Below are 19,371 nucleotides of genomic sequence, written 5' to 3' on the forward strand. Positions count from 1 at the left end.
CAAAGGCGGGATGGACTGTACTCTGGAAGTGAACAATCAAAAGCAGTTTGTTCACCGATCCACCAGCAGCCCGGGCTTGCGCCGGGGGCGGATTTCGGTTCCATGAGCGACGCTCGAACATTAGCCAAGGATATCGCCCAGTGACCGGAAAAGGCAGGCGTCCGAACGTTCTCCTGATCACATGCGACCAATGGCGCGGCGATTGCCTTTCGGCGGCTGGCCATCCCCTGGTGAAGACGCCGAATGCCGACGCATTGGCAGCGGAAGGCGTATTGTTCAAGCGGCACTATGGCGGCGCGGCACCCTGCTCGCCGGCCCGTGCCTGCCTCTATACCGGCCTCTACCAGATGAATAACCGGGTTTGCCGCAATGGCACGCCGCTCGATGCCCGTCACGGCAATATAGCGCTTTCGGCGCGCGCGCTGGGCTACGATCCGACGCTGTTCGGCTACACCGACGTGTCGCTGGATCCGCGCCGGCTCGCTCAGGCTGACCCGCGGCTGCGAAGCTATGAAGGCGTACTGCCTGGTTTCACGGTGCGCCAATTGCTGCCCGAGCATCAGAGGCAGTGGTTGTCATGGCTGCGAATGCAGGGCATCGATACCGACGCCGGCTCCCCCGCGATCCATCGACCGGCGAAAGGGGCAGGCGATGCCGGCTCGGTGACGACTGCGCCGCCCGTCTATTCGAAGGAGCAGACGCCGACGGCTTTTCTTGCCGGCGAATTCATCCGATGGCTGGGCGAACAGGAGCATGCCGCGCCCTGGTTCGCGCATCTGTCCTTCATCAGCCCGCATCCGCCCTTCATCGCGCCTGCGCCATACGACAGTATGTACGACCCCGCCGACGGCCCCGGCTTTCGCCGCGCGGCGGGCTGGCGCGACGAGGCGGACAGCCATCCCTATCTCGCTTATGACTTCGGCAGGCAAAAAAAGCACAAGTTTCGTCCTGGCGCCGCGGGCAAGGTCCACGATTGGAGCGAGGATGATTTCCGCCGCATCCGCGCGATCTATTACGGCATGATCTCGGAAGTCGATGCGCAGCTCGGCCGGATCTGGCAGGCGGTCAAGGCGGCGGGCGCGTGGGACGATACTGTTGTCGTGCTTACCTCCGACCATGCCGAGATGATGGGCGACCATTTCATGCTGGGCAAAGGCGGCTTCTTCGATGCCAGCTACCATATCCCCCTGGTCATCCGCGACCCGCGTCACGACCGAACCGCAGGCATGGCCGTCGACCGCTTTACCGAGGCGGTGGACATATTGCCGACCTTGCTCGAGCTGCTCGGAGGGGAACCCGCGCCGCATCTCGACGGACGTTCGCTGCGGCCGTTCATCGCCGGCGAGGAGCCGTCGGACTGGCGCGATGCCGCGCATTGGGAATTCGATTTCCGTTCGATCGCGGACGGGGAAGCCGAACGGCATTTCGGCCTTGCGTCGCGCCAGTGCAACCTCGCCGTGATCCGCACGGAAAAATTCAAATATGTGCATTTCGGCGGCGGCCTGCCGCCATTGCTGTTCGACCTGGAGAAGGATCCCGCCGAGCTTGCCAATCTCGCCGCCGATCCCGCCTATCTCCCGGTCAGGCTGGAATTCGCCGAACGGCTGCTTGCCTGGCGGGCCGAACATCTCGACCAGTCGCTGGCGCTGGCGGAACTGACCAGCGATGGCGTTGTGGGCTATGTAGTAGGGCAGTAGGGGAATAGGGAATCCCTACTGCCCTACTGCCCTACTGCCCTACTGCCCTACTGCCCTACTGCCCTACTGCCGTTGCTATCTCACGATCATCCGCTGCTGCTCGCGGTTCTGCGCGTAGCTGCCTTTGTCATAGGCGGCCTGGGCCTCGAGCTGCTCCTTGGTGAAGGTCGTGTAGAGATATTTGTTGCCGTCCTTGTCGGTCATGAACTTCAGATTGTCCATGCCGACGGCGACTTCCTTCTCGCCCACGCCGAGGAAACCGCCGACATCGACGATGACCGCGTCGGTCTTGTTGTCGGGCGTCAGCACGACGTCGCCGATCTCACCGACCTTGGCATCGTTGGCGCCATAAACGGTGGTGCCCTTCAGATCGTCTGCCCTGATTTCGCCGACCGGCATGGCGGTCAGCGTCGACTTGTCGATGGCGGCCGTCTGCGTCTGGTCGGGAGCCGTAGCTGCCGGAGCAGCGGCCGTCTTGTCGGCCGGAGCCGCGGCAGGTGCCGTGGTGGCGGCCGGCGTGGTTGCTGCCGGCGCATTGGAAGCGGTCGTGGCCGGAGCCGGATCATAGGCCTTGCGGTTGAAGTCCGGCAATGCCTGGAGCTCTTCCTTGGTGGTTTGAGCAACCAGCCAGCGGTCGCCGTTTTTCTCGGCCCACTGGGCCTTGCCGAAATCATAGGTGACGTTCTTCTCGCCGATGCCCAGGAAGCCGCCGACGCCGATCACCAGCGATTGCGCCTTGCCTTCCTTGCTCAGGACGATGTCGTTGACGTTGCCGATGTTCTGCGCGTCGTCACCGGTCCCGTTATAGACGCTTTCGCCGATGATATTGGTGGCGAGATTGCCGTCGGCCCGCTTCACCGGTTCCGCCGGAGCCGCGTTCATGTCGGCGGGCGCTTGCGCAGTATCGGTCGACGCGGATGTGGACGGCGCCTGTGCAGCCGTCGATGCGGCAGGTGCCGGAGAATAAGGCTTGGTGTCGAACTCCGGCTGCGCCGTCAGTTCGTCCTTGGTCGTCTGGGCGACCAGCCAGCGATCGCCGTTCTTTTCGGCCCATTGCAGCTTGTCGTAATCGAAAGCGACATTCTTCGTTCCGACGCCGAGAAAACCGCCGACACCGATGATGACGGATTTCGCCTGACCGTCCTTGTCGAACACGACATCGCTGACCTTGCCGATGTTCTCGGCATTGTCGCCGGTGCCGTTGTAGACTGATTCACCAATGATGTTGGTGACGATGCTGCCCTCGGCGTGCACCACCGGGGCGGCGGGTTCCTCCGCGCCAGGCGCAGCCGGTGTCGGGGTCGTCTGCGCATTGGCGCCCGTCGCCACAAGCATGGCGAGAGCTGTGGTGGCCAAAAGATTGCGGATCATGATGATGTCTCCTCGTGCCTGATTTCATGTATGCCGCCCGTCATGCGCCGTCGCAGGCGACGAATGGCGCGGCATTCGCCTGTTCACAACGTCGTGACCACCTTGTTGTTCCGACAAAAGCGGCCGCTCATATTCACCGCCAACAGCGCCTGCGAATTGTATGCCGCAAACGGAATTCCCTCGATCGTACGGAACCTTTTTGCCACTTGCGCCGTTCAGCCGGCGGCTGGAGCTTCTCCGGCCTGGAGTTGTCTTGAGAACATGGAGCAGGCATGCGGTTTGCGGCGGTGCTGAACCGGGACGGTGGCACCTTACGCACCACTGATCTTGAGGCCTTTTGCGATCGCATGCGCGACATGCTGGAGGCGGCAGGCCATTCCATCGATGTCGACGTGGTTGCCGGCAAGGATATCGTGCCCGCATTGGACAAGGCGGCTTCGCGACGCGGCGTCGACGTGGTGCTCGCCGGCGGCGGCGACGGCACGATCTCGGCGGCGGCGGCGCGGCTGATGGGCAAGAAAAAGGCGCTGGCCATATTGCCCGCGGGCACCATGAACCTCTTCGCGCGCGGACTCGGCATACCGCAGACGCTGGACACGGCCTTGCGATCCTTCGCCGATGGCGAGGTAATGGCCGTCGATATCGCCACCGCCAATGGCCGGCCTTTCGTGCATCAATTCTCGATCGGCATGCATGCCAAGATGGTGCAGCTACGCCAGAAGATGGAGTTTGGATCCCGGCTGGGAAAGATGCGAGCATCCGTCAAGGCGGCTTGGGCGACGATCAAAAATCCGCCGGCGATGACGGTCACCCTCACTATCGGTGAAGCCGAGATCACGGCGCGAACCACCGGCGTCGGCATCACCAACAACCTCTTTGGCGAGGGACACTTGCCCTTTGCCGACAATCCGGCGGGCGGCGTGCTCGGCATCTATGTCACGGTCGCGCAGCAACGCGCCGAACTGATCAAGTTCCTGTTCAACGTCGCGCGTGGCAAATGGCGTGACAATGAACATGTCGAGATCCATCAGACGGAGCGGGCTGTGCTGAAGATCCGGTCGGCGGCCAGGAAATTCCGCGCCGTCCTGGATGGTGAACTCATCAAGCTCGAGGACGAAATCACCATCGAGATCCATCCGGGCGCATTGAACGTGCTGGTGCCGCGGCACGGTGTGCGGGCGAAGGCGGCCTGATGCAAAGGCAGCCGACGAGAGATCGACGACTAGCCGCTCGGAGCGCTGCCTTGTTCGGTCGTCGGCGATTTCGTGTACTCGCCATAAATCTCAACAACGCCCCAGACGACGAAAGCCAGGAGAAGCCCGGCAATCAGGATTCGCAAGCCGTGCCAGCCCCAGTGCCCTTGACGCGCTTTGTTTTCAGGAATGGTCTTGGGCATGGCCGGCCTCGATGCGATTTGGACGGGTTGGACTCTGGCAAAACATCATCGGGTAACGGTTCCTTGCTACGAAGGTTCCGCGTTTGGCCAAGCCCTTCGCCGGCAAGTCGGCAGAGCGAAGACGGAAGGCTCGCGGGAGCGCTGGTGAACAAAGCGGGCAAATTGGCTCCGGGCCTGCCGGCCGAAGTATTGCGCGTCGTCAACGACGCCGGCCGGCTGGCCGTGCTGCATGGCTTGCAGGCGCTGGATACGATGGCCGACGCCGATTTCGACCGCGTCAGCGGCCTTGCCGCAGCCGCCATGCGCACACCGATCGCGCTGGTCACGCTCGTCGACGTCGAGCGGCAGTGGTTCAAGTCGCGGGTCGGCCTGGACGAGACCGAAACCGCAACCGACATCTCCTTCTCCGCCCATGCGATTGCCGCAGGCGAAGAACCGATGGTGGTAATGGACGCGACGTTGGATCCGCGTTTCAAAGCCAACCCGCTGGTCACTGGCCAGCATCACATCCGCTTCTTTGCGGGCGCCCCGGTGACCGTCGCGGGCGCCAGGATCGGAACTCTGTGCGTTTTCGACCGCAAACCCCGTTCCTATCCATCGCGCGTCAGGCTCGACCAGTTGAAGAAACTGGCCGGCCTCGCCGCCAGCCTGTTCACGCTGAAGGACGCGACGCGCAGCGGCGCCATCGCCGAGGCGGCGCTGGTCCGCGAAGAAAAAAGGCGCGCCATAGCGCTCGACGCGGCATCGCTTGCCAGTTGGGCTTGGGACATCCGCACCGACATGATCGAATGCGACGTTCTGCTGCCGGAATTGTTCAATCTGCCGCGATCGAACCGGTTGCGGGCGCGCGACATCGTGATGGCGATAGATCCGCGTGACGCCTACCAGACCGAAACCCGCTTCCGCGACGCCTTGGCCGGCGGCGACGACTATTTCGGCGAGTACCGTGTGAAAGGCTTCCATCCGCCGCGCTGGCTGGCAACGCGCGGCCGCGTCATCGAGCGCCATGCCGACGGCAGGCCGACGCTGATCTTCGGGGTCAGCTACGACATATCCGAACGCAAGCTCGGCGAAGAACGACAGCGGCTGCTGCTGCGCGAACTCAATCACCGCGTCAAGAACACGCTGGCGACCGTTCAGGCGCTGGCGACGCAGACCGTGCGCCATGCCCGCCAGCCGAGCGCGTTCCTCGAGGCCTTCGGCGCCCGGCTCCAAGCGCTCGGCATCGCCCATAATCTCCTGTCCGACCGGGAATGGCGCGGCATCGGCATCCATGAACTCGTCCAGATCGAGGTGAGGCCCTTCGACACCGCCGAGCAGCTGCGCATGACGATCACCGGTCCCGATCTGTTGCTGTCGCCCGACCAGGCAGTGGGACTGGGCCTGATCCTGCACGAACTGGCCAGCAACGCCCTACAATATGGATCGCTGTCGGCGACATCCGGCAAGGTCGATCTGAGCTGGAAGACACAAGGCAGAAAAGGCGGCCGCCGCCTTGTCCTGACCTGGCGCGAAAGCGGCGGTCCCGCGGTTGCCCCGCCCGAGCGGCATGGTTTCGGCTCGATCCTGATCCGCCGCAGCCTGGCCAAGGTCATGTCCAGCGAAGTGGCGCATGAGTTCCGGCCGGAAGGCGTTTTCGCCGAAATATCCATGCCGCTGGAGGATCTCTCCAAGTAACGGGCCCCCGACCTTAATCCGGGTCGCCGCCAGCCGGCCCGCCGGGACCTGGTTTCACGTTCTCGCGGTAGATGGCATAGGCCGCCAGCGCCACGGCGGGACCGAGAATGGCTCCGAGGCCGCCCTTACCCTTGAGCAGCGCCGGCAGCGCCGCCAGTGCGGCGGTGACGCCGATCGCCGTCATGTCGGCCTTGCGCCGTTCTGCCCGGCGCCGTGCGCGTGACCCGGCCGAGAAACGATAAACCAGCAGAATCAGGCCAGCGACGATCAGAAAGCCGACGCCGAATCCCAAAGCCGCCGCGAGCGGTCCATACCGGCCCGCAGCCAATATATAGCCGGCTCCGATCAGGAAGCCGAGACCGCACAGCGCCGCGAGCGCGGCAAGCGCATAGACGATTGCAGCCGTGCGCGCGCGGCGCATGGCTGCAACGGTTTCGCCCGAAGCCAGGCCCGAGACAAGGGAAGCCAGCATTCCCATTTGCGGGTACTAGCGGCGTGCCAGGAGCGCGAATAGGAAGCCGACGCCGGCGGCGATCGCCAATGATGTCACCGGCTTCTCGCGCACGCTTGCCGCTATCTGCGCCTCGATATCCCTGGTGTTGCTGCGCAGGCTGTCAAAGGCTGCCTCGCCTTGGGCGCGCAGATGCTCGACGCCTTCGGCAGCGGCGCGGCGGGCGGTGCCATATCCATGCTCGCCTGTCTTGGCCAACTGCTTCGTAAGCTTGTCGATATCGGCCTTCAACTGCCTGATATCGGCTTCGAGGTCCGAATTCGCGCGGGCTTCGCTTGCGTTCTTTCCTGCGGCAGCTGCCATTGCTTAACTCCTTGTGATTGCTTTGGTTTCAACGCGCTGCATGTCTCAAGGTTCCGAGCGGTTCGGATAAACGGGCATGATCCCGCAAAGCGGGTATCGGTTTGCGGAAAAGATCACGCTCACTCCAATGGATAGAGGCCATCCCGGTTCCATCGATATCGAACCTTAGCTCAAAACGGGTCCTCCTGCATCCGGTCAGATCAGTGGCCGCTGTCCCTCGCCCAGCCCCTCCCAGCCGGCAAGCTCCTTCAACCCTTCATCATCGATGATCTCGCAGCCGCCGTCGCGCCAGGCGATCAGCTTGCGATCCATCAGCTTGCGAATCGTCTTGTTGGTATGGACCAACGACAGGCCGAGCGTATCGGCGATGTGCTGCTGCGTGAACGCGATCCGGGTGAGCCGCCCGCTATTGAGGCCGACGGCCTTGGCACGGCTGCCGATGAAGGCGATGAGATAGGCGGTGCGCTCGATCGCGCTGCGGCGGCCGACGCTGAGCAGGTTCTCGTCCAGCATCCGCTCCTCGCGTGACGCGATCCAGGTGATGTCATAGGCCAGCCCCGGATGGTTGCGGTAGAGCTCATGCAGGGACTCCCGCTCAAACACGCAAAGCAGCATCGGCGACAGGGCTTCGACGGAATGCTGCATCTCGCCCATCACGCTGCCTTGCAGCCCGATGAGATCTCCGGGAATGGCGTAGTTGAGGATCTGACGGCGGCCGTCCGACAACAGCTTGTAACGGAAACCCCAGCCCGACAGCACCGTGTAGAAGTGGGCGCTGCGGCGTCCTTCCACCAGCACCGTTGCGCCCTTGTCGACCGCGAGTTCGCCTTTCTTCAATTTATCGATAAAGGCCAGTTCCGATCTCTCGAATTTGCGGAAACCCGCCAGCGGCCACAATGGGCAATTCTCGCAATCAAACCGACGGCTGGAGCTAGCAAGACCGTTCTGGATTGACATTTCGAGCGCTCCTCGAGAACCGCGGGCTCAGCCGCTACGATGGCACGTCTTTTTTAAATGACAGCGCGCCAAATAGCGATCATGACTCGCTGTGTTTCAAGGAGCCATTGCCTGTGCCCCCTTTGCTTGATGGATTGCGCATACTTGTCCTGGAAGATGAATTTCTCATCGCCATGGATGTCGAGCAGCTTTGCCGCGACCATGGCGCCCGCGAAGTGGTGATCGTCCGCGACTTGGCCGAGATCGATGGTCGACAGGTTGCCACCCAATTCGATGCGGCGATCATCGATCTCATGCTGGGCGGCACCCCGACCTTCGACTTTGCATCAGGCCTGCGCGAAATGGGAGTCCCCTTCGTCTTTGCCTCCGGTTATTCGGATGCAGACGAGATCAAAGCTGCCTTTCCAGGGATAAGGCTGGTCAGCAAACCTTATTCGGGCGAAGATCTTGTGGAAGCGTTGGCCCTGGCCTGCGGGCGAGTTCCACCCGCCTGACAGCGCCAAATTGCGTAGTGGTCAGAGAGGCGATGGCGATTCTCCCTGCCGTTTCGAGGCGACGCGCTTCAGTGCGCCGCCGTTCCCGTGACCTGTGCTGAGATCGCGTCGGGACCGTACTCGTCCTCACCGGAGATTTTCAGTATCTCCTGCAGGCGCGTGCGGGCTCGGCTGACGCGGCTCTTGATCGTTCCGACCGCGCAGCCGCAGATCTCCGCCGCCTCCTCGTAGGAGAAGCCCGAGGCACCGATCAGGATGATGGCCTCGCGCTGATCTTCCGGCAGTTGCTCGAGTGCACCGCGGAAATCCTTGAGGTCGAGCTGGCCGTGCTGGGCGGGATGCACCGCAAGCCTGGCCGTCATGATGCCGTCGCTATCCTGCACCTCGCGGCCGCGTTTGCGCATCTGCGAATAGAACTCGTTGCGCAGGATGGTGAAGAGCCATGCCTTGAGGTTGGTGCCGGGCTGAAAGCTCTCATGCTTGTCCCATGCCTTGACCAGCGTTTCCTGTACGAGATCATCGGCTTTATCGGCATTCTGCGTCAGGGACACTGCGAAGGCGCGCAAGCTCGGTATTGCCCCAAGCAGATCGGTCTTGAAGCCTTGTGAGACCGTTGCCATGCCTCAGTCCTTCTTCTGTGCGGGCTCGGTCCGCTCCAGTTGCCTGAGCAACTGCGCGAAGCGATCCGGCACATCGTCGGAGACCAGCTCGTCATAATATTGTTTGAGTTTGCGTCCGATTTCGGAATTCGGCCCGAGCGGGTCGCCCGCGCCGTTCCGGCGCCTGCTTGCGGCGCCAGTCAAGACATCTTTCGTCATTTCCTTCATTTCGCCCTTTAATCCAGCCCCAAAGCCGCTCAACATACACTCAACACAAGGCAAGCGGCATCCTCATCTGGTTGCCCATCCCCAACTCAAACGCCGTTCAAGCGCATTGGTTCCCAGGCCGGAACTTTTTACGAAGGCGCGCGTTTATGTCGTTGGGGCTTGCAATGGGGCTTGACCTGCATTTTTAGTCAATCACGTCATCTGAGGGAGACGTCCGTCATGAGTTTATCCGCCACCATCGCTCCGCACCTGCCGTTCCTGCGCCGCTTCTCGCGTGCCGTCTCGGGATCGCAGGAGAGCGGCGACGCGCTGGTTGCCGCGATGCTCGAGGCCATCATCGCCGATGTGGACATTTTTCCCGAGGCATCCAGCGACCGCATCGCGCTGTACAAGGTCTTCGCCAAACTGTTCACGTCCGTCGCCATCCGCGTTCCACAGGAGCAGGCGCAGTCGGCATGGGAACAGCGCGCCGCGGCCAATCTCAATGCGATCGCGCCGCTTCCCCGCCAGGCCTTCCTTCTGGTTGCCGTCGAGGGTTTCAGCGAGGATGAGGCGGCCGAAATCCTCGGCGTCGGCGAACAGGAATTCTCAGAGCTGCTTGCTCAGGCGAGCAATGAGATTTCCCGTCAGGTGGCGACCGACGTTCTGATCATCGAGGACGAACCGCTCATCGCCATGGACATAGAGGAGATGGTCGAGAGCCTGGGCCATCGCGTCGTCGGCACGGCCCGCACCCATGCCGAAGCGGTGACGATGTTCGGCAAGACGCGGCCTAAGATGGTGCTGGCCGACATCCAGCTCGCCGACGGCAGCTCGGGCATCGAGGCGGTAAACGAGATCCTGTCGTCGACTTCCGTGCCGGTGATCTTCATTACCGCCTTTCCCGAGCGGCTCCTGACCGGCGAGCGTCCCGAACCGGCCTTCCTGGTGACGAAGCCGTTCAACCCCGACATGGTCAAGGCGCTGATCAGCCAGGCTCTGTTCTTCGACCGGCAGGCGAAGGCAGCCGCATAGCCATGCGCATCTGAAGTCGCCGCACACGCGCGAAAAAGCAGGGCACGGCCAGCCGGAGGTTCCGCTGGCCGTGCCCTGTTTTTTCGCGCCACAATGGTGCCCCGGGGGATCGTCTTTTTCGGCAAATAGTGGAACAAACCGCATCCACCCACGTTTTTCTTGCACAGTTGGAAGGAGATGGAACCATGCTTTACTGGGCGCTCGTATTTCTCGTCGTGGCAATCATCGCCGGCGCGCTTGGTTTCGGCGGCATTGCCGGCACGTCTGCCGGGATAGCACAGATATTGTTCTTCATCTTTCTGGCTTTCCTCATCATTTCGCTTCTCGCCGGCCTGTTCAAACGGGCGTGAGCGATACTGGGCGAACACTGGAAGCCGCACCCCTCAAACGGTTTCCAGCCACCGCCGGGTAGTGTCCCACAAGGACGCCGCCCGGCGGACCGCTTTTAGGCCTCTGGTTCCCGTAACCTGCTTGGAACCCATTGGACGGTGAGCCGTTCAGCCTGAGTTGGGGTGGACAGGTCGGATGCGTTCCAGGGGTCGAGATATCAAGAAAAACGAGCGGGGCGAAGAGGTTATCGCCCTGCATCCTGCCGAAAGCGGCATGCAACTCGGCCGGGCGCTTCTCCACGCACTGCACAATGCCGGCATTTCCGTCCTCTATCAGGACCGCGACATGAAAACGGTCTGGGCGCGCAACATGCGTGCGCCCTGGGCCGCCGACAGCAGCGAGGGCGAGGGCGTCCTGCCGCCGGCACAGGCCGACCGCATCGGCGCTGCCAAGCGCGATGTCGTCGCAAGCGGCAATCCGCAGCGCCTTGAGATCGGCGTTCCGATGGAGGACGGCGTCCGCTGGTTTCAGGTCTGGATCGACGCCGACCATGGCGAGGCCGGCGACGTGCAAGGCGTTGTCACCACCATGGTCGAGACGACGGAGCAGCGGCGCCGCGAACAGACGCTGACGACGCTGTTGCGCGAAGTCACGCACCGCTCGAAGAATTTGCTGGCGATCATCCAGAGCATCGCCACCCAGACGGGGCGCTATTCCGATGGCATCGGCGATTTCCTGACGCGCTTTCGCGGTCGGCTTCAGTCGCTGGCCTCCTCCCAGGATCTGGTGACCTCCTCCAACTGGCGCGGTGCTGCCCTTCGCGAACTCGTGGCGGGTCAGGTTGGCCGCTACGGAACCGGCGCGTCGCACAGCCTTCGCTTCCGCGGCGCAAATCCTTACCTCAATCCCAATGCCGCGCTGCACATCGGCCTTGCGATGCATGAGCTTGCCGTCAACTCGGTCAGCTACGGCGCCCTGTCGCGGCCGGAGGGCTTCGTCGAAGTGACCGCCGTCCTCGACGCCTCCACCGATGGCGACATTGCCCTGTCGCTGACCTGGGCCGAAACCGTAGGAACCGACAGCAACCAAGAGGGCAAGAAGCGCTTCGGCAGCGTCGCACTGGAACGCGTGGTGCCCTCTTCCCTGAACGGAACGGCGCGACTCGAGATCGCGGATGGTCGCCTCGAATACCGTCTCGTCGTTCCGCACGGCAATTTCGAGACGGACTAGCTAGGGGATCCGGCCATGCTTTTAACCGGCTGTTCACCATAAAGGTAGATGCTGTGTTTCCCAGATACCGACGGGAACTGCCGAGTCGAGGAGCATGCTTTCGACGGCTTTGCGGCAGCGGAGGAGCATCCTGACGATCGCCGACATGAACAGACTGGAGCAGGCCGCCCGCATTTCGATGGGCGAATTCCAGGATCCCGGGCTATCCGCGGCATCGCCGGCTGCTCATGGCATTCTGCGCATCGTTGCCCCGCTGGTGGCGATAATTGTCCTGATCGCCCTATCCCAGCTGACCTGATCGAAATTCCCGCTCCTGTCTTGGCTCACGCGTCGCCCGCAATTTCCGGATCCGCGCCATCAGAAATCCATGTGCCCGGAAAAGACTCTCTTCACCAACAATAAATTGGAGCAGCAAAAGCCGATTTTTCATGCTAAGTGACGGCTGGAGCTTATTAAAGTGAGGAGTGACCCTATGCGGAAAATTCTTATTGCCATGGCTGCCGTGGTCGCCGTCAGCGGCTGCACCTCGACCGAGCAGGATGTCGTCGGGGGCGGCTTGATCGGCGCCGGCGTAGGCGGCTTGGTCGGCGGCGGCAAGGGCGCGCTGATCGGCGCGGCCGTCGGTGCCGGCTCAGGCCTGCTGGTCCGCAACCTGCGCAATGGCTACTGCCAGTATCGCGATCATCGGGGTCGTATCTACACGGCGCGCTGCAACTAAGGCAATTCCAGGAAAAGCGTGGAGCATTTCCCGGGAAAGCGCGTAGCGCTTTCCCTAGCTAGGGAATTGCGAAACAAAGAGCTTGAGCGGGTCGGCGCTTCTATCGGACGCTGAACCGCTCCGGGCATAGTGAACCGCACCGCTGTCAGGCTCTTTGGCGAACCCGACAGCGGTGCGGCAATTATCGGCGGGCCTGGAGCGATTCCGGCAAGGGCCGATGGCATTCACCCCGGCAGCGGAATCCTGATTTCCACATTCAATCCGTCATCGCGATAGTCGCGGTGGATCGTGCCACGCAGTTCACGCGTGACATTGAGGTCGATCAGTTTGGTGCCGAAGCCGGTCGTGGCCGGCGCGTCGACCTTCTTCTGCCCGGTTTCCTGCCAGCTCAGAGCCAGGACCCGGTCACGCCCACGCCCCTCGACCGACCATTCGATCCTGAGGGCGCCGACCGTATTGCCGGCCTCGCCATATTTCAGCGCATTCGTCGCCAGTTCGTGGAAGGTAAGGCCCAGAGCCTGCGTCGTGGTTTCGTCAAGCAGCACCTCCGGCCCGGACAAAAGCTCTTCCGGCAGCTCTTTTCCGAACACCTGGCCAAGCTCGATGCGCAGCAGGTCGCCAAGATCCGCCTTCTGCCAGCGCGAGCGCGTCAGCATGTCCTGAGACGCGGCCATTGCCTGCAGCCGGGCCGAGAACGATGCCGAGAACTCATTGACGTCGCTGGCGCGCGACGCGGTCTGGCGCGCGATCGCCAGCACCCGCGTGATCGAATTCTTGATGCGATGCTTCATCTCTTGCAGCATCAAATCCTTTTCGAGCAGGCTCTTTTCCGTCGTCTCGTGCAGCAGCGATGCCGCCTCGTAGGCCCGCTCCTGATAGCGCGCGACGAGCGCGATGGCGCCGGCCAGCAGCAGCCCGAACAGGCCGAGCATGACCGGGATGGCCCGCGACGATGGCTGCGAGAAGGCGCTGGTCGGCCTGAACTGCACGGTCCACGGTCGGCCCGCGACGCTGATCTTGCGGGTGACCAGCAGCCTGTCGCCAAAGCCCGAGACTGGCGGCGTCTCCGACCGGAACAGCAGATGATCCGGATCGACGGCGCCATCGTAGATTTCGGTGTTGACCGGCAGCAGCGGCGCGCGGCTGAGCGCGATCTGGAACAGATCCCGGGCCCGGAAGGCCGCATAGAGAAAGCCTACAGTCGAGGATCGCGATGCGTTTAAGGCGTAGGGTGCGGTTTCAACGTTGAGCCGCACGAAGACGTAGAAGCCGGTGAAGGTCTGCGCCGCGCCCGTGCCCTGGCCGAGTTGCACCAGCCCGCTCGCGTGCTGCTGGTCATCGCCCATTGCCTTTTCGATTGCTGCGCGCCGCACCGGCTCGGTGAACATGTCGTAGCCGATGATGGCCTTGTTGGACGGGCCGAGCGGCTCGAACAGCACAATGGGTGTGCGCCATGGCTGCGTCGTATCCGGATAGATCGGACGCCTGATGCCCTGGTCATGCATCATATCGCGTTCGACCGTCGCCTCGTCGCCTGCTTTCACCAGCCGGAGAACGCCGATGCCGCCCAGGCCTGCGAAATTGGTATCGACATCGAGCGCGTCGAAGAACGCTTTGAACTCATTCTGCGAGATGTCGCCATTACGGGCGTCGAACAATGCTTGCGACGAGCGCAGCAGCGACAGCTGCAGGTCGATCCGGCTCTCGATTCGGTTGAGCGCGTCGTCCGCGGTCGCGTCGAACTTGATGCGAGCCGCCTCCTGCGTCGCGAAATAGGCGAACCCCGCCATCGTCATGCTGATCAGCGCAACGGCAACGAAAGCGACGATTGGAAAAAGCTTCTTCAACGGATGATGCGGCCCATCAGCATGTGCGCCCTTTATGGGCAAGTCGCCTTGCCAATACAATGGCAAGGCCAAGCCATCCCGGCGGCTGGCATATCACATGACCGGCAGATCGGGATCTTGCGACCAGGCGGCAACCGGACAGGCTTCAGGCAGCGATCTTCAGCGCGCCTGGTCCGGGAATGGCGCCGGGCGGACATTTGCCCAGGATGATCATGCCGAGCACCTCGTCCTGGGTCACATCGCTGGTGCGGGCAGTGCCGACGACCTGGCCGTTTTTCATGACGCACACCCGGTCGGCCAGTTCGAAAACGTCGTGGATGTCATGGCTGATCAGGAAGATGCCGATGCCGTCGGATTTGAGCTGCCTGACCAGTTCCCCGACCTGGGCGGTTTCCTGCGGTCCAAGTGCTGCCGTCGGCTCGTCCATGATCAGGATGCGGGCGTTGAACAGGATCGCGCGTGCGATCGCCACCGACTGCCGCTGTCCGCCCGACAGCTTGATCACCGGCTCCTTGAAGCGCTGGAAGCGGGGATTGAGCCTGCCCATCACCTTGCGCGCCTCGGCCTCCATGGCGACGTCGTCGAGTGTGCCCCAGGCGGTTCTCAGCTCGCGGCCGAGGAACAGGTTGGCGGCGGCGTCGACATTGTCGGCGAGCGCCAGGGTCTGGTAGATCGTCTCGATGCCGTATTTCTTGGCATCGCGCGGATTGGAGATCGAGGCCTCCTCGCCGTTGACGAAGATTTGGCCCGCATCGCGCTTGTAGGCGCCCGATAGGATCTTGATCAGCGTCGATTTGCCGGCGCCATTGTGGCCGAGCAGGGCCACGACCTCGCCGGGGAAAAGATCGATCGAGGCATCGTCGACGGCGCGAATGCCGCCGAACGCGATTGAGATGTTGCGCATGTCGACCAGCGGGTTGCCGGCGGGAGCGATCCTGTCAGCCATGATTGTCCTCCTCCCTCAAACGCGTTTGCGATAGACGGTGTCGAGCCACACCGCGATCACCAGCACGGCGCCGACGACGATACTCTGCAGCGGCGAGTCGACGCCGAGCAGCACCATGCCGGATTGCAGCGACTGCATCAAAAGCGCGCCCAGCATGGCGCCGATGATGGTTCCCGAACCGCCGGCGAGCGACGTGCCGCCGATGACGGCCGCCGCGATCACCAGCAATTCATCCAGCGTTCCAAGCACGTTGGTGGCCGAGTTCTGCCGGGCAGACGAGATCGCGGCGGCGATCGTGGCCAGTACGCCCATGATCATGAACACTTTCATCGTGATCCAGCGCGTATTGATGCCGGCGAGGTTGGCTGCTTCCGGATTGCCGCCGATGGCAAAGACATAGCGGCCGAAACGGGTGCGTTTGGTGATGAAGGTCATGACCAGCCCGACGGCGATGGCCATCAGCACCGGTATGGCGATGCCGTGGGCGATGAACAGGCCGCCCTCGGGCACGGTGATGTTGTTGGCGGCTGCATATCTGTTCACGATGCCGACCGGCCACGGATAGGAATTGGCCAGCCAAACCGCGCCCATGATGACGGCGCAGGTCACCACGCCAATCAGCGTCTCGGCCCAGATCGGACGCAGCGGGAAACGGAAGCGCTTGCGCTGCACCCGCCCGTTGAACAGCGCAAGCACCACCGCAAGGCAGGCGGCGATACCGACCACCCAGCTCCAGGTCGCGCCGATCGATCCGGCCGGGCCGCCGCCCATCAGCTGGAACGTCGTGTTGAGCGGCGCCACCGTTTGGCCGCTGGTGACCCACCAGGCGGCACCGCGCCAGACCAGCAATCCGCCCAGCGTGACGATGAAGGCCGGCACTTCGAGATAGGCGATGACGAAGCCCTGGAAGGCGCCGATCAACAGGCCGAGCACCAGGCCGATGACCAGCGCCAGGACCCAGATCCATGGGTTGCCGAGCTCGAGTCCGACCATCCGCACCAGGAAATGCACCTGGGCGAAGCCCATGACCATGCCGATCAACCCTTCGGCCGAACCGACGGACAGATCGATGTTGCGCATGACGATGACCAGCACCATGCCTGAGGCCATGATGGCGACGGCCGAGGTCTGCACCGACAGGTTCCACAGATTGCGCGGCGTGAGGAAGGTACGGCTGTCGAAATCGAGCGGATTGACGCCGAGACGCAGGCTGGACAGGACATGCAACCCGATCCAGATCAGCAGCAGCGCGCCGATCATGCCAAGCATACGCGTGTCGATCTCGGTCGCCTTCAGGAACCGGGCGACGGCGCCGAGCTCCGACGCACGCGCGGTGTCGGCCTGCGGGTTGGACGTCGTGTCGGTCATGATTTTCTCCCACCGGCCTGCCCGTCTGACGCGGATGCCGGAACCCAGCCTAGAAGTTACCCGCCCCGGGGCGGAAAACAAATCTTCTTGAAAAAACGCCGCGGCTTGGCAGCCGCGGCGTTCATCGCTTGAAATGGAAGATCAGTTGCAGGCCGCGACGCTGCCCGCCGCGACGCCGGCACAGACCTCGTCCTTCTTGATCCAGCCAGCGTCGATCACGACGTTGAGATTGTCCTTGGTGATCGCAACCGGGGTCAGGAACAACGATTTGACGGTGTTCCCGCCGGGCGTGGTGAAGTCCTTGACGCCGGCAATATCGGTCATCTTCTTGCCGTCGGCCAGTTGCGAGGCGATCTCCGCGGCGTTCTTGCCGAGTTCCCGCGCGTCCTTCCACACCGACACGGTCTGCGTGCCGAGCGCGATCCGGTTCAGCGCGGCATGATCACCGTCCTGGCCCGACACCGGCACGGTGCCGGCCAAACCTTGAGCCGTCAGCGCCGCGACGACGCCGCCGGCAGTGCCGTCATTGGCCGCGACCACCGCGTCGACCTTGTTGTCGTTGGCGGTCAGGAACTGCTCCATGTTCTTCTGGGCGTTGGCCGGCAGCCAGCCATCGGTATAGGCCTCGCCGACATTCTTGATCTTGCCGCTGTCGATGGCGTCCTTGAGCACTTCCATCGAGCCCGAGAACAGGAAATCGGCATTCGGATCGGCACCCGAGCCCTTGATGAAGACGTAGTTGCCTTCCGGCTTCACCTTGAACACCTCGCGGGCCTGCATGCGGCCGACTTCCTTGTTATCGAAGGTCAGATAGAAGACGTCCTTGTTCTCGATCAGGCGGTCATAGCCGACGACCGGAATGCCTTCGTCGAGCGCCTTCTGCACCGCCGGGCCGATGGCGGAGGCGTCCTGCGCCAGGATGATCAGCGAATTGGCGCCCTGCGAGATCAGGCTCTCGACGTCGGTGAGCTGCTTGCCGGGGTTGGACTGGGCGTCGGCGGAAATATACTTGTCGCCGGCGGCTTCGATTGCCTTCTTCATGGCGGCCTCGTCGGTCTTCCAACGCTCTTCCTGGAAGTTCGACCAGGAAACGCCGATGACCTTGTCCTTCGCCTGCGCGACCGGCGCGAGCGTCAGCGACATGGCGACACCCGCCAGGATAGCGGCTGTGAATCTCTTCATCTTATCCTCCCTGCGCCGCGTATGGCGCGACCAAACAGGCCCGAAGGCCGGCACAAAGGCTCTATTTTTTCGAGCCTCGAAAAAACACTGGTCCATCGTCGGAACGCTGTCAACGTCGATTCTGATGTATTTTGATGTCCTCGTGAATTTTTTTCGAGCTCCGGAATAAATAATGACAGCCAGGGCCGGTTCTGCCAGTATTTGGCGGTCGCTGGGCCTGGGGAGAGAAGACGGCGACCGGGAGGATGCGAGAAACATGTCGGTCGGAATCCGCCACGACGATCTGCGCCGACGCAATCGGGCGATGGTGATCGCGGCCGTGCGCCGTGCCGGGCAGCCCTCGCGCACCGAGATTGCCGCGACCACCGGGCTCAGCCATTCCACCATATCGGCGATCTCCTCCGACCTGATCGGCGAAGGCATCCTGGCGCAGAGCAAGCCGAGCGAGGCCGGTGCGCTGAAACGCGGCCGGCCGCAGGTCGGCCTCAGCCTCAACCCTGAAGCCGCTGCGGTGATGACCGTGGTGCTGTCGCTGAATTTCCTCTCCGTCGCCGTCATCGACTATGCCGGCCAGGTGATATCGGAAGAGCAGCGCCGGCTGGACACGCTGACCCTGTCGCGCGAGGCGCTGATCGGCGAATGCGTAGCCATCGTCAGGCGACGGTTCGAGGATCCCGACCTCGACGTCGCCAGCATCGCCCGTATCGCTCTGGCGATCCAGGGCATCACCGACACGGATGCGCGCGCCATGCTGTGGTCGCCGATCACGCCGCAGACCAATATTGCCTTCGCCGACATACTGGAGGCCGAGTTCGGCATTCCCGCCACCATGGAGAACGATTGCAACATGATGGCGGTGGCGCTGCGCTGGCGCGATCCCCGGCGCTACCGCGACGACTTCATCGCCATCCTGTTGTCGCACGGCATCGGCATGGGCCTGGTGCTGAAGGGCGAACTGTTCACCGGTACCCATTCATCCGGAGGCGAGTTCGGCCACATGATCCATCGCCCGGGCGGGGCGCTCTGCCGCTGCGGCCGGCGCGGCTGCGTCGAGGCCTATGCCGGGAACTATGCCATCTGGCGCAACGCGAGGCAGCTTGGCGAGGACACCGAGCCCGTCGACGTCAGCGACGCCGACATGCGTGCGCTGGCGGCCTCGGCGCGCGAAAAGGACGGGCCGGAGCGCGAAGCCTACCGCAAGGCCGGCGAGGCGCTGGGCTATGGCCTTGGCAGCCTGTTCGCCCTGATCGATCCGGCGCCGGTCGCCATGGTCGGCGTCAGCGCCGCCGCCTTCGACCTGATCGAGCCGGCTCTGCGCGAAGCCATTGCCCAGACCGCCGGCGGCCAGCACTCGAAATCGATTTCCTTCGACACCGAGCCGAACGAACTGCCGCTGATCCGCGAGGGCTGCGCCATGCGCGCGCTGACCTTCGTCGACCAGGAAATTTTCGCACCGGGGGCACAGGCGAAATCAGGCGTGGGCGAGAATGTTGCGTGACATAT

21 protein-coding genes are annotated in these 19,371 nt (G+C 63.0%); 10 read left to right on the forward strand and 11 right to left on the reverse strand.

Going from position 1 to position 19,371, the window contains the following annotated elements:
• Positions 1-140: 140 nt before the first annotated feature.
• Positions 141-1,697 (forward strand): alkaline phosphatase family protein, encoded by a 1,557-nt coding sequence (locus tag LB566_RS27595; RefSeq protein WP_224629055.1) that lies wholly within the window; start codon positions 141-143, stop codon positions 1,695-1,697.
• A 75-nt stretch (positions 1,698-1,772) separates the two neighbouring features.
• Here LB566_RS27595 and LB566_RS27600 read toward each other — a convergent pair whose 3' ends face one another.
• A complete protein-coding gene (locus tag LB566_RS27600; protein ID WP_224629057.1) occupies positions 1,773-3,068 on the reverse strand; it encodes a PRC-barrel domain-containing protein in 1,296 nt (431 codons plus the stop codon).
• Between the two features lie 272 nt (positions 3,069-3,340).
• Between LB566_RS27600 and LB566_RS27605 the strand changes: the two genes are divergently transcribed.
• Positions 3,341-4,261 (forward strand): diacylglycerol/lipid kinase family protein, encoded by a 921-nt coding sequence (locus LB566_RS27605; RefSeq protein ID WP_224629059.1) that lies wholly within the window; start codon positions 3,341-3,343, stop codon positions 4,259-4,261.
• A gap of 29 nt (positions 4,262-4,290) precedes the next feature.
• On the opposite strand, the gene LB566_RS27610 is transcribed toward LB566_RS27605, so the two are convergent.
• Positions 4,291-4,464, reverse strand: a complete 174-nt coding sequence (locus LB566_RS27610) for a hypothetical protein (RefSeq protein ID WP_181169562.1) — start codon at positions 4,462-4,464, stop codon at positions 4,291-4,293.
• Positions 4,465-4,608: 144 nt separating this feature from the next.
• On the opposite strand from LB566_RS27610, the gene LB566_RS27615 reads away from it, so the two are divergent.
• Positions 4,609-6,141 carry a sensor histidine kinase gene (locus tag LB566_RS27615; RefSeq protein ID WP_224629061.1) on the forward strand — a complete coding sequence of 511 codons (1,533 nt, stop codon included), beginning with the start codon at positions 4,609-4,611 and terminating at the stop codon, positions 6,139-6,141.
• A 13-nt stretch (positions 6,142-6,154) separates the two neighbouring features.
• Here LB566_RS27615 and LB566_RS27620 read toward each other — a convergent pair whose 3' ends face one another.
• From LB566_RS27620 to LB566_RS27630, 3 genes are all read right to left on the reverse strand, one after another.
• Positions 6,155-6,619: a hypothetical protein gene (locus LB566_RS27620; RefSeq protein ID WP_224629063.1), complete on the reverse strand. Its 465-nt coding sequence runs from the start codon at positions 6,617-6,619 to the stop codon at positions 6,155-6,157.
• A gap of 9 nt (positions 6,620-6,628) precedes the next feature.
• Positions 6,629-6,955, reverse strand: coding sequence for a YqjD family protein (locus LB566_RS27625; protein ID WP_140517891.1), 327 nt, complete (start codon positions 6,953-6,955; stop codon positions 6,629-6,631).
• Positions 6,956-7,150: 195 nt separating this feature from the next.
• Positions 7,151-7,912: a Crp/Fnr family transcriptional regulator gene (locus LB566_RS27630; RefSeq protein ID WP_140554162.1), complete on the reverse strand. Its 762-nt coding sequence runs from the start codon at positions 7,910-7,912 to the stop codon at positions 7,151-7,153.
• A 173-nt stretch (positions 7,913-8,085) separates the two neighbouring features.
• Between LB566_RS27630 and LB566_RS27635 the strand changes: the two genes are divergently transcribed.
• On the forward strand, positions 8,086-8,406 hold the full coding sequence (locus LB566_RS27635; RefSeq protein WP_181172661.1) for a response regulator: 321 nt from the start codon (positions 8,086-8,088) through the stop codon (positions 8,404-8,406).
• A gap of 68 nt (positions 8,407-8,474) precedes the next feature.
• Here the strand turns inward: LB566_RS27635 and LB566_RS27640 are convergent, their stop codons facing one another.
• Both LB566_RS27640 and LB566_RS27645 read right to left on the reverse strand, forming a co-directional pair.
• Positions 8,475-9,026 carry an RNA polymerase sigma factor gene (locus tag LB566_RS27640; protein ID WP_140500591.1) on the reverse strand — a complete coding sequence of 184 codons (552 nt, stop codon included), beginning with the start codon at positions 9,024-9,026 and terminating at the stop codon, positions 8,475-8,477.
• A gap of 3 nt (positions 9,027-9,029) precedes the next feature.
• Positions 9,030-9,233 (reverse strand): NepR family anti-sigma factor, encoded by a 204-nt coding sequence (locus LB566_RS27645; RefSeq protein ID WP_181172662.1) that lies wholly within the window; start codon positions 9,231-9,233, stop codon positions 9,030-9,032.
• Between the two features lie 219 nt (positions 9,234-9,452).
• Here LB566_RS27645 and LB566_RS27650 point away from each other — a divergent pair, with 219 nt between their 5' ends.
• From LB566_RS27650 to LB566_RS27670, 5 genes are all read left to right on the forward strand, one after another.
• A complete protein-coding gene (locus LB566_RS27650) occupies positions 9,453-10,247 on the forward strand; it encodes a response regulator (RefSeq protein WP_140500589.1) in 795 nt (264 codons plus the stop codon).
• A 185-nt stretch (positions 10,248-10,432) separates the two neighbouring features.
• Positions 10,433-10,597 carry a DUF1328 domain-containing protein gene (locus LB566_RS27655; RefSeq protein ID WP_140554166.1) on the forward strand — a complete coding sequence of 55 codons (165 nt, stop codon included), beginning with the start codon at positions 10,433-10,435 and terminating at the stop codon, positions 10,595-10,597.
• Positions 10,598-10,772: 175 nt separating this feature from the next.
• Positions 10,773-11,807 carry a sensor histidine kinase gene (locus tag LB566_RS27660; RefSeq protein WP_224629065.1) on the forward strand — a complete coding sequence of 345 codons (1,035 nt, stop codon included), beginning with the start codon at positions 10,773-10,775 and terminating at the stop codon, positions 11,805-11,807.
• Positions 11,808-11,901: 94 nt separating this feature from the next.
• Positions 11,902-12,105 (forward strand): hypothetical protein, encoded by a 204-nt coding sequence (locus LB566_RS27665; protein ID WP_224629067.1) that lies wholly within the window; start codon positions 11,902-11,904, stop codon positions 12,103-12,105.
• Positions 12,106-12,279: 174 nt separating this feature from the next.
• Positions 12,280-12,525 carry a YMGG-like glycine zipper-containing protein gene (locus tag LB566_RS27670; RefSeq protein WP_140500585.1) on the forward strand — a complete coding sequence of 82 codons (246 nt, stop codon included), beginning with the start codon at positions 12,280-12,282 and terminating at the stop codon, positions 12,523-12,525.
• Between the two features lie 224 nt (positions 12,526-12,749).
• On the opposite strand, the gene LB566_RS27675 is transcribed toward LB566_RS27670, so the two are convergent.
• The 4 genes from LB566_RS27675 to xylF form a co-directional block, all read right to left on the reverse strand.
• Positions 12,750-14,372, reverse strand: coding sequence for a CHASE domain-containing protein (locus LB566_RS27675; RefSeq protein WP_224629069.1), 1,623 nt, complete (start codon positions 14,370-14,372; stop codon positions 12,750-12,752).
• A gap of 145 nt (positions 14,373-14,517) precedes the next feature.
• On the reverse strand, positions 14,518-15,318 hold the full coding sequence (locus LB566_RS27680) for an ATP-binding cassette domain-containing protein (RefSeq protein ID WP_140554172.1): 801 nt from the start codon (positions 15,316-15,318) through the stop codon (positions 14,518-14,520).
• 15 nt (positions 15,319-15,333) lie between these two features.
• Positions 15,334-16,686 (reverse strand): sugar ABC transporter permease, encoded by a 1,353-nt coding sequence (locus tag LB566_RS27685; RefSeq protein WP_140643604.1) that lies wholly within the window; start codon positions 16,684-16,686, stop codon positions 15,334-15,336.
• A gap of 141 nt (positions 16,687-16,827) precedes the next feature.
• Entirely contained in the window at positions 16,828-17,868 is a 1,041-nt protein-coding gene (gene xylF, locus LB566_RS27690; protein ID WP_224629071.1) for a D-xylose ABC transporter substrate-binding protein, read from the reverse strand.
• 256 nt (positions 17,869-18,124) lie between these two features.
• On the opposite strand from xylF, the gene LB566_RS27695 reads away from it, so the two are divergent.
• Positions 18,125-19,366 (forward strand): ROK family protein, encoded by a 1,242-nt coding sequence (locus tag LB566_RS27695; protein ID WP_224629073.1) that lies wholly within the window; start codon positions 18,125-18,127, stop codon positions 19,364-19,366.
• Positions 19,367-19,371 lie beyond the last annotated feature (5 nt).

The sequence above is a fragment of the Mesorhizobium sp. CA13 genome, from assembly GCF_020165235.1.
Lineage (GTDB): Bacteria > Pseudomonadota > Alphaproteobacteria > Rhizobiales > Rhizobiaceae > Mesorhizobium.

What these genes read in the sequence shown, in the direction of transcription:
- LB566_RS27605 (WP_224629059.1), top strand. Translation starts at nt 3,341, where the DNA reads ATGCGGTTTGCGGCGGTGCTGAACCGGGACGGTGGCACCTTACGCACC.
- LB566_RS27685 (WP_140643604.1), bottom strand. Translation starts at nt 16,686, where the DNA reads ATGACCGACACGACGTCCAACCCGCAGGCCGACACCGCGCGTGCGTCG.
- LB566_RS27620 (WP_224629063.1), bottom strand. Translation starts at nt 6,619, where the DNA reads ATGGGAATGCTGGCTTCCCTTGTCTCGGGCCTGGCTTCGGGCGAAACC.
- LB566_RS27660 (WP_224629065.1), top strand. Translation starts at nt 10,773, where the DNA reads ATGCGTTCCAGGGGTCGAGATATCAAGAAAAACGAGCGGGGCGAAGAG.
- LB566_RS27670 (WP_140500585.1), top strand. Translation starts at nt 12,280, where the DNA reads ATGCGGAAAATTCTTATTGCCATGGCTGCCGTGGTCGCCGTCAGCGGC.
- LB566_RS27680 (WP_140554172.1), bottom strand. Translation starts at nt 15,318, where the DNA reads ATGGCTGACAGGATCGCTCCCGCCGGCAACCCGCTGGTCGACATGCGC.
- xylF (WP_224629071.1), bottom strand. Translation starts at nt 17,868, where the DNA reads ATGAAGAGATTCACAGCCGCTATCCTGGCGGGTGTCGCCATGTCGCTG.
- LB566_RS27695 (WP_224629073.1), top strand. Translation starts at nt 18,125, where the DNA reads ATGTCGGTCGGAATCCGCCACGACGATCTGCGCCGACGCAATCGGGCG.
- LB566_RS27610 (WP_181169562.1), bottom strand. Translation starts at nt 4,464, where the DNA reads ATGCCCAAGACCATTCCTGAAAACAAAGCGCGTCAAGGGCACTGGGGC.
- LB566_RS27645 (WP_181172662.1), bottom strand. Translation starts at nt 9,233, where the DNA reads ATGAAGGAAATGACGAAAGATGTCTTGACTGGCGCCGCAAGCAGGCGC.
- LB566_RS27625 (WP_140517891.1), bottom strand. Translation starts at nt 6,955, where the DNA reads ATGGCAGCTGCCGCAGGAAAGAACGCAAGCGAAGCCCGCGCGAATTCG.
- LB566_RS27650 (WP_140500589.1), top strand. Translation starts at nt 9,453, where the DNA reads ATGAGTTTATCCGCCACCATCGCTCCGCACCTGCCGTTCCTGCGCCGC.
- LB566_RS27600 (WP_224629057.1), bottom strand. Translation starts at nt 3,068, where the DNA reads ATGATCCGCAATCTTTTGGCCACCACAGCTCTCGCCATGCTTGTGGCG.
- LB566_RS27630 (WP_140554162.1), bottom strand. Translation starts at nt 7,912, where the DNA reads ATGTCAATCCAGAACGGTCTTGCTAGCTCCAGCCGTCGGTTTGATTGC.
- LB566_RS27640 (WP_140500591.1), bottom strand. Translation starts at nt 9,026, where the DNA reads ATGGCAACGGTCTCACAAGGCTTCAAGACCGATCTGCTTGGGGCAATA.
- LB566_RS27665 (WP_224629067.1), top strand. Translation starts at nt 11,902, where the DNA reads ATGCTTTCGACGGCTTTGCGGCAGCGGAGGAGCATCCTGACGATCGCC.
- LB566_RS27635 (WP_181172661.1), top strand. Translation starts at nt 8,086, where the DNA reads ATGGATGTCGAGCAGCTTTGCCGCGACCATGGCGCCCGCGAAGTGGTG.
- LB566_RS27655 (WP_140554166.1), top strand. Translation starts at nt 10,433, where the DNA reads ATGCTTTACTGGGCGCTCGTATTTCTCGTCGTGGCAATCATCGCCGGC.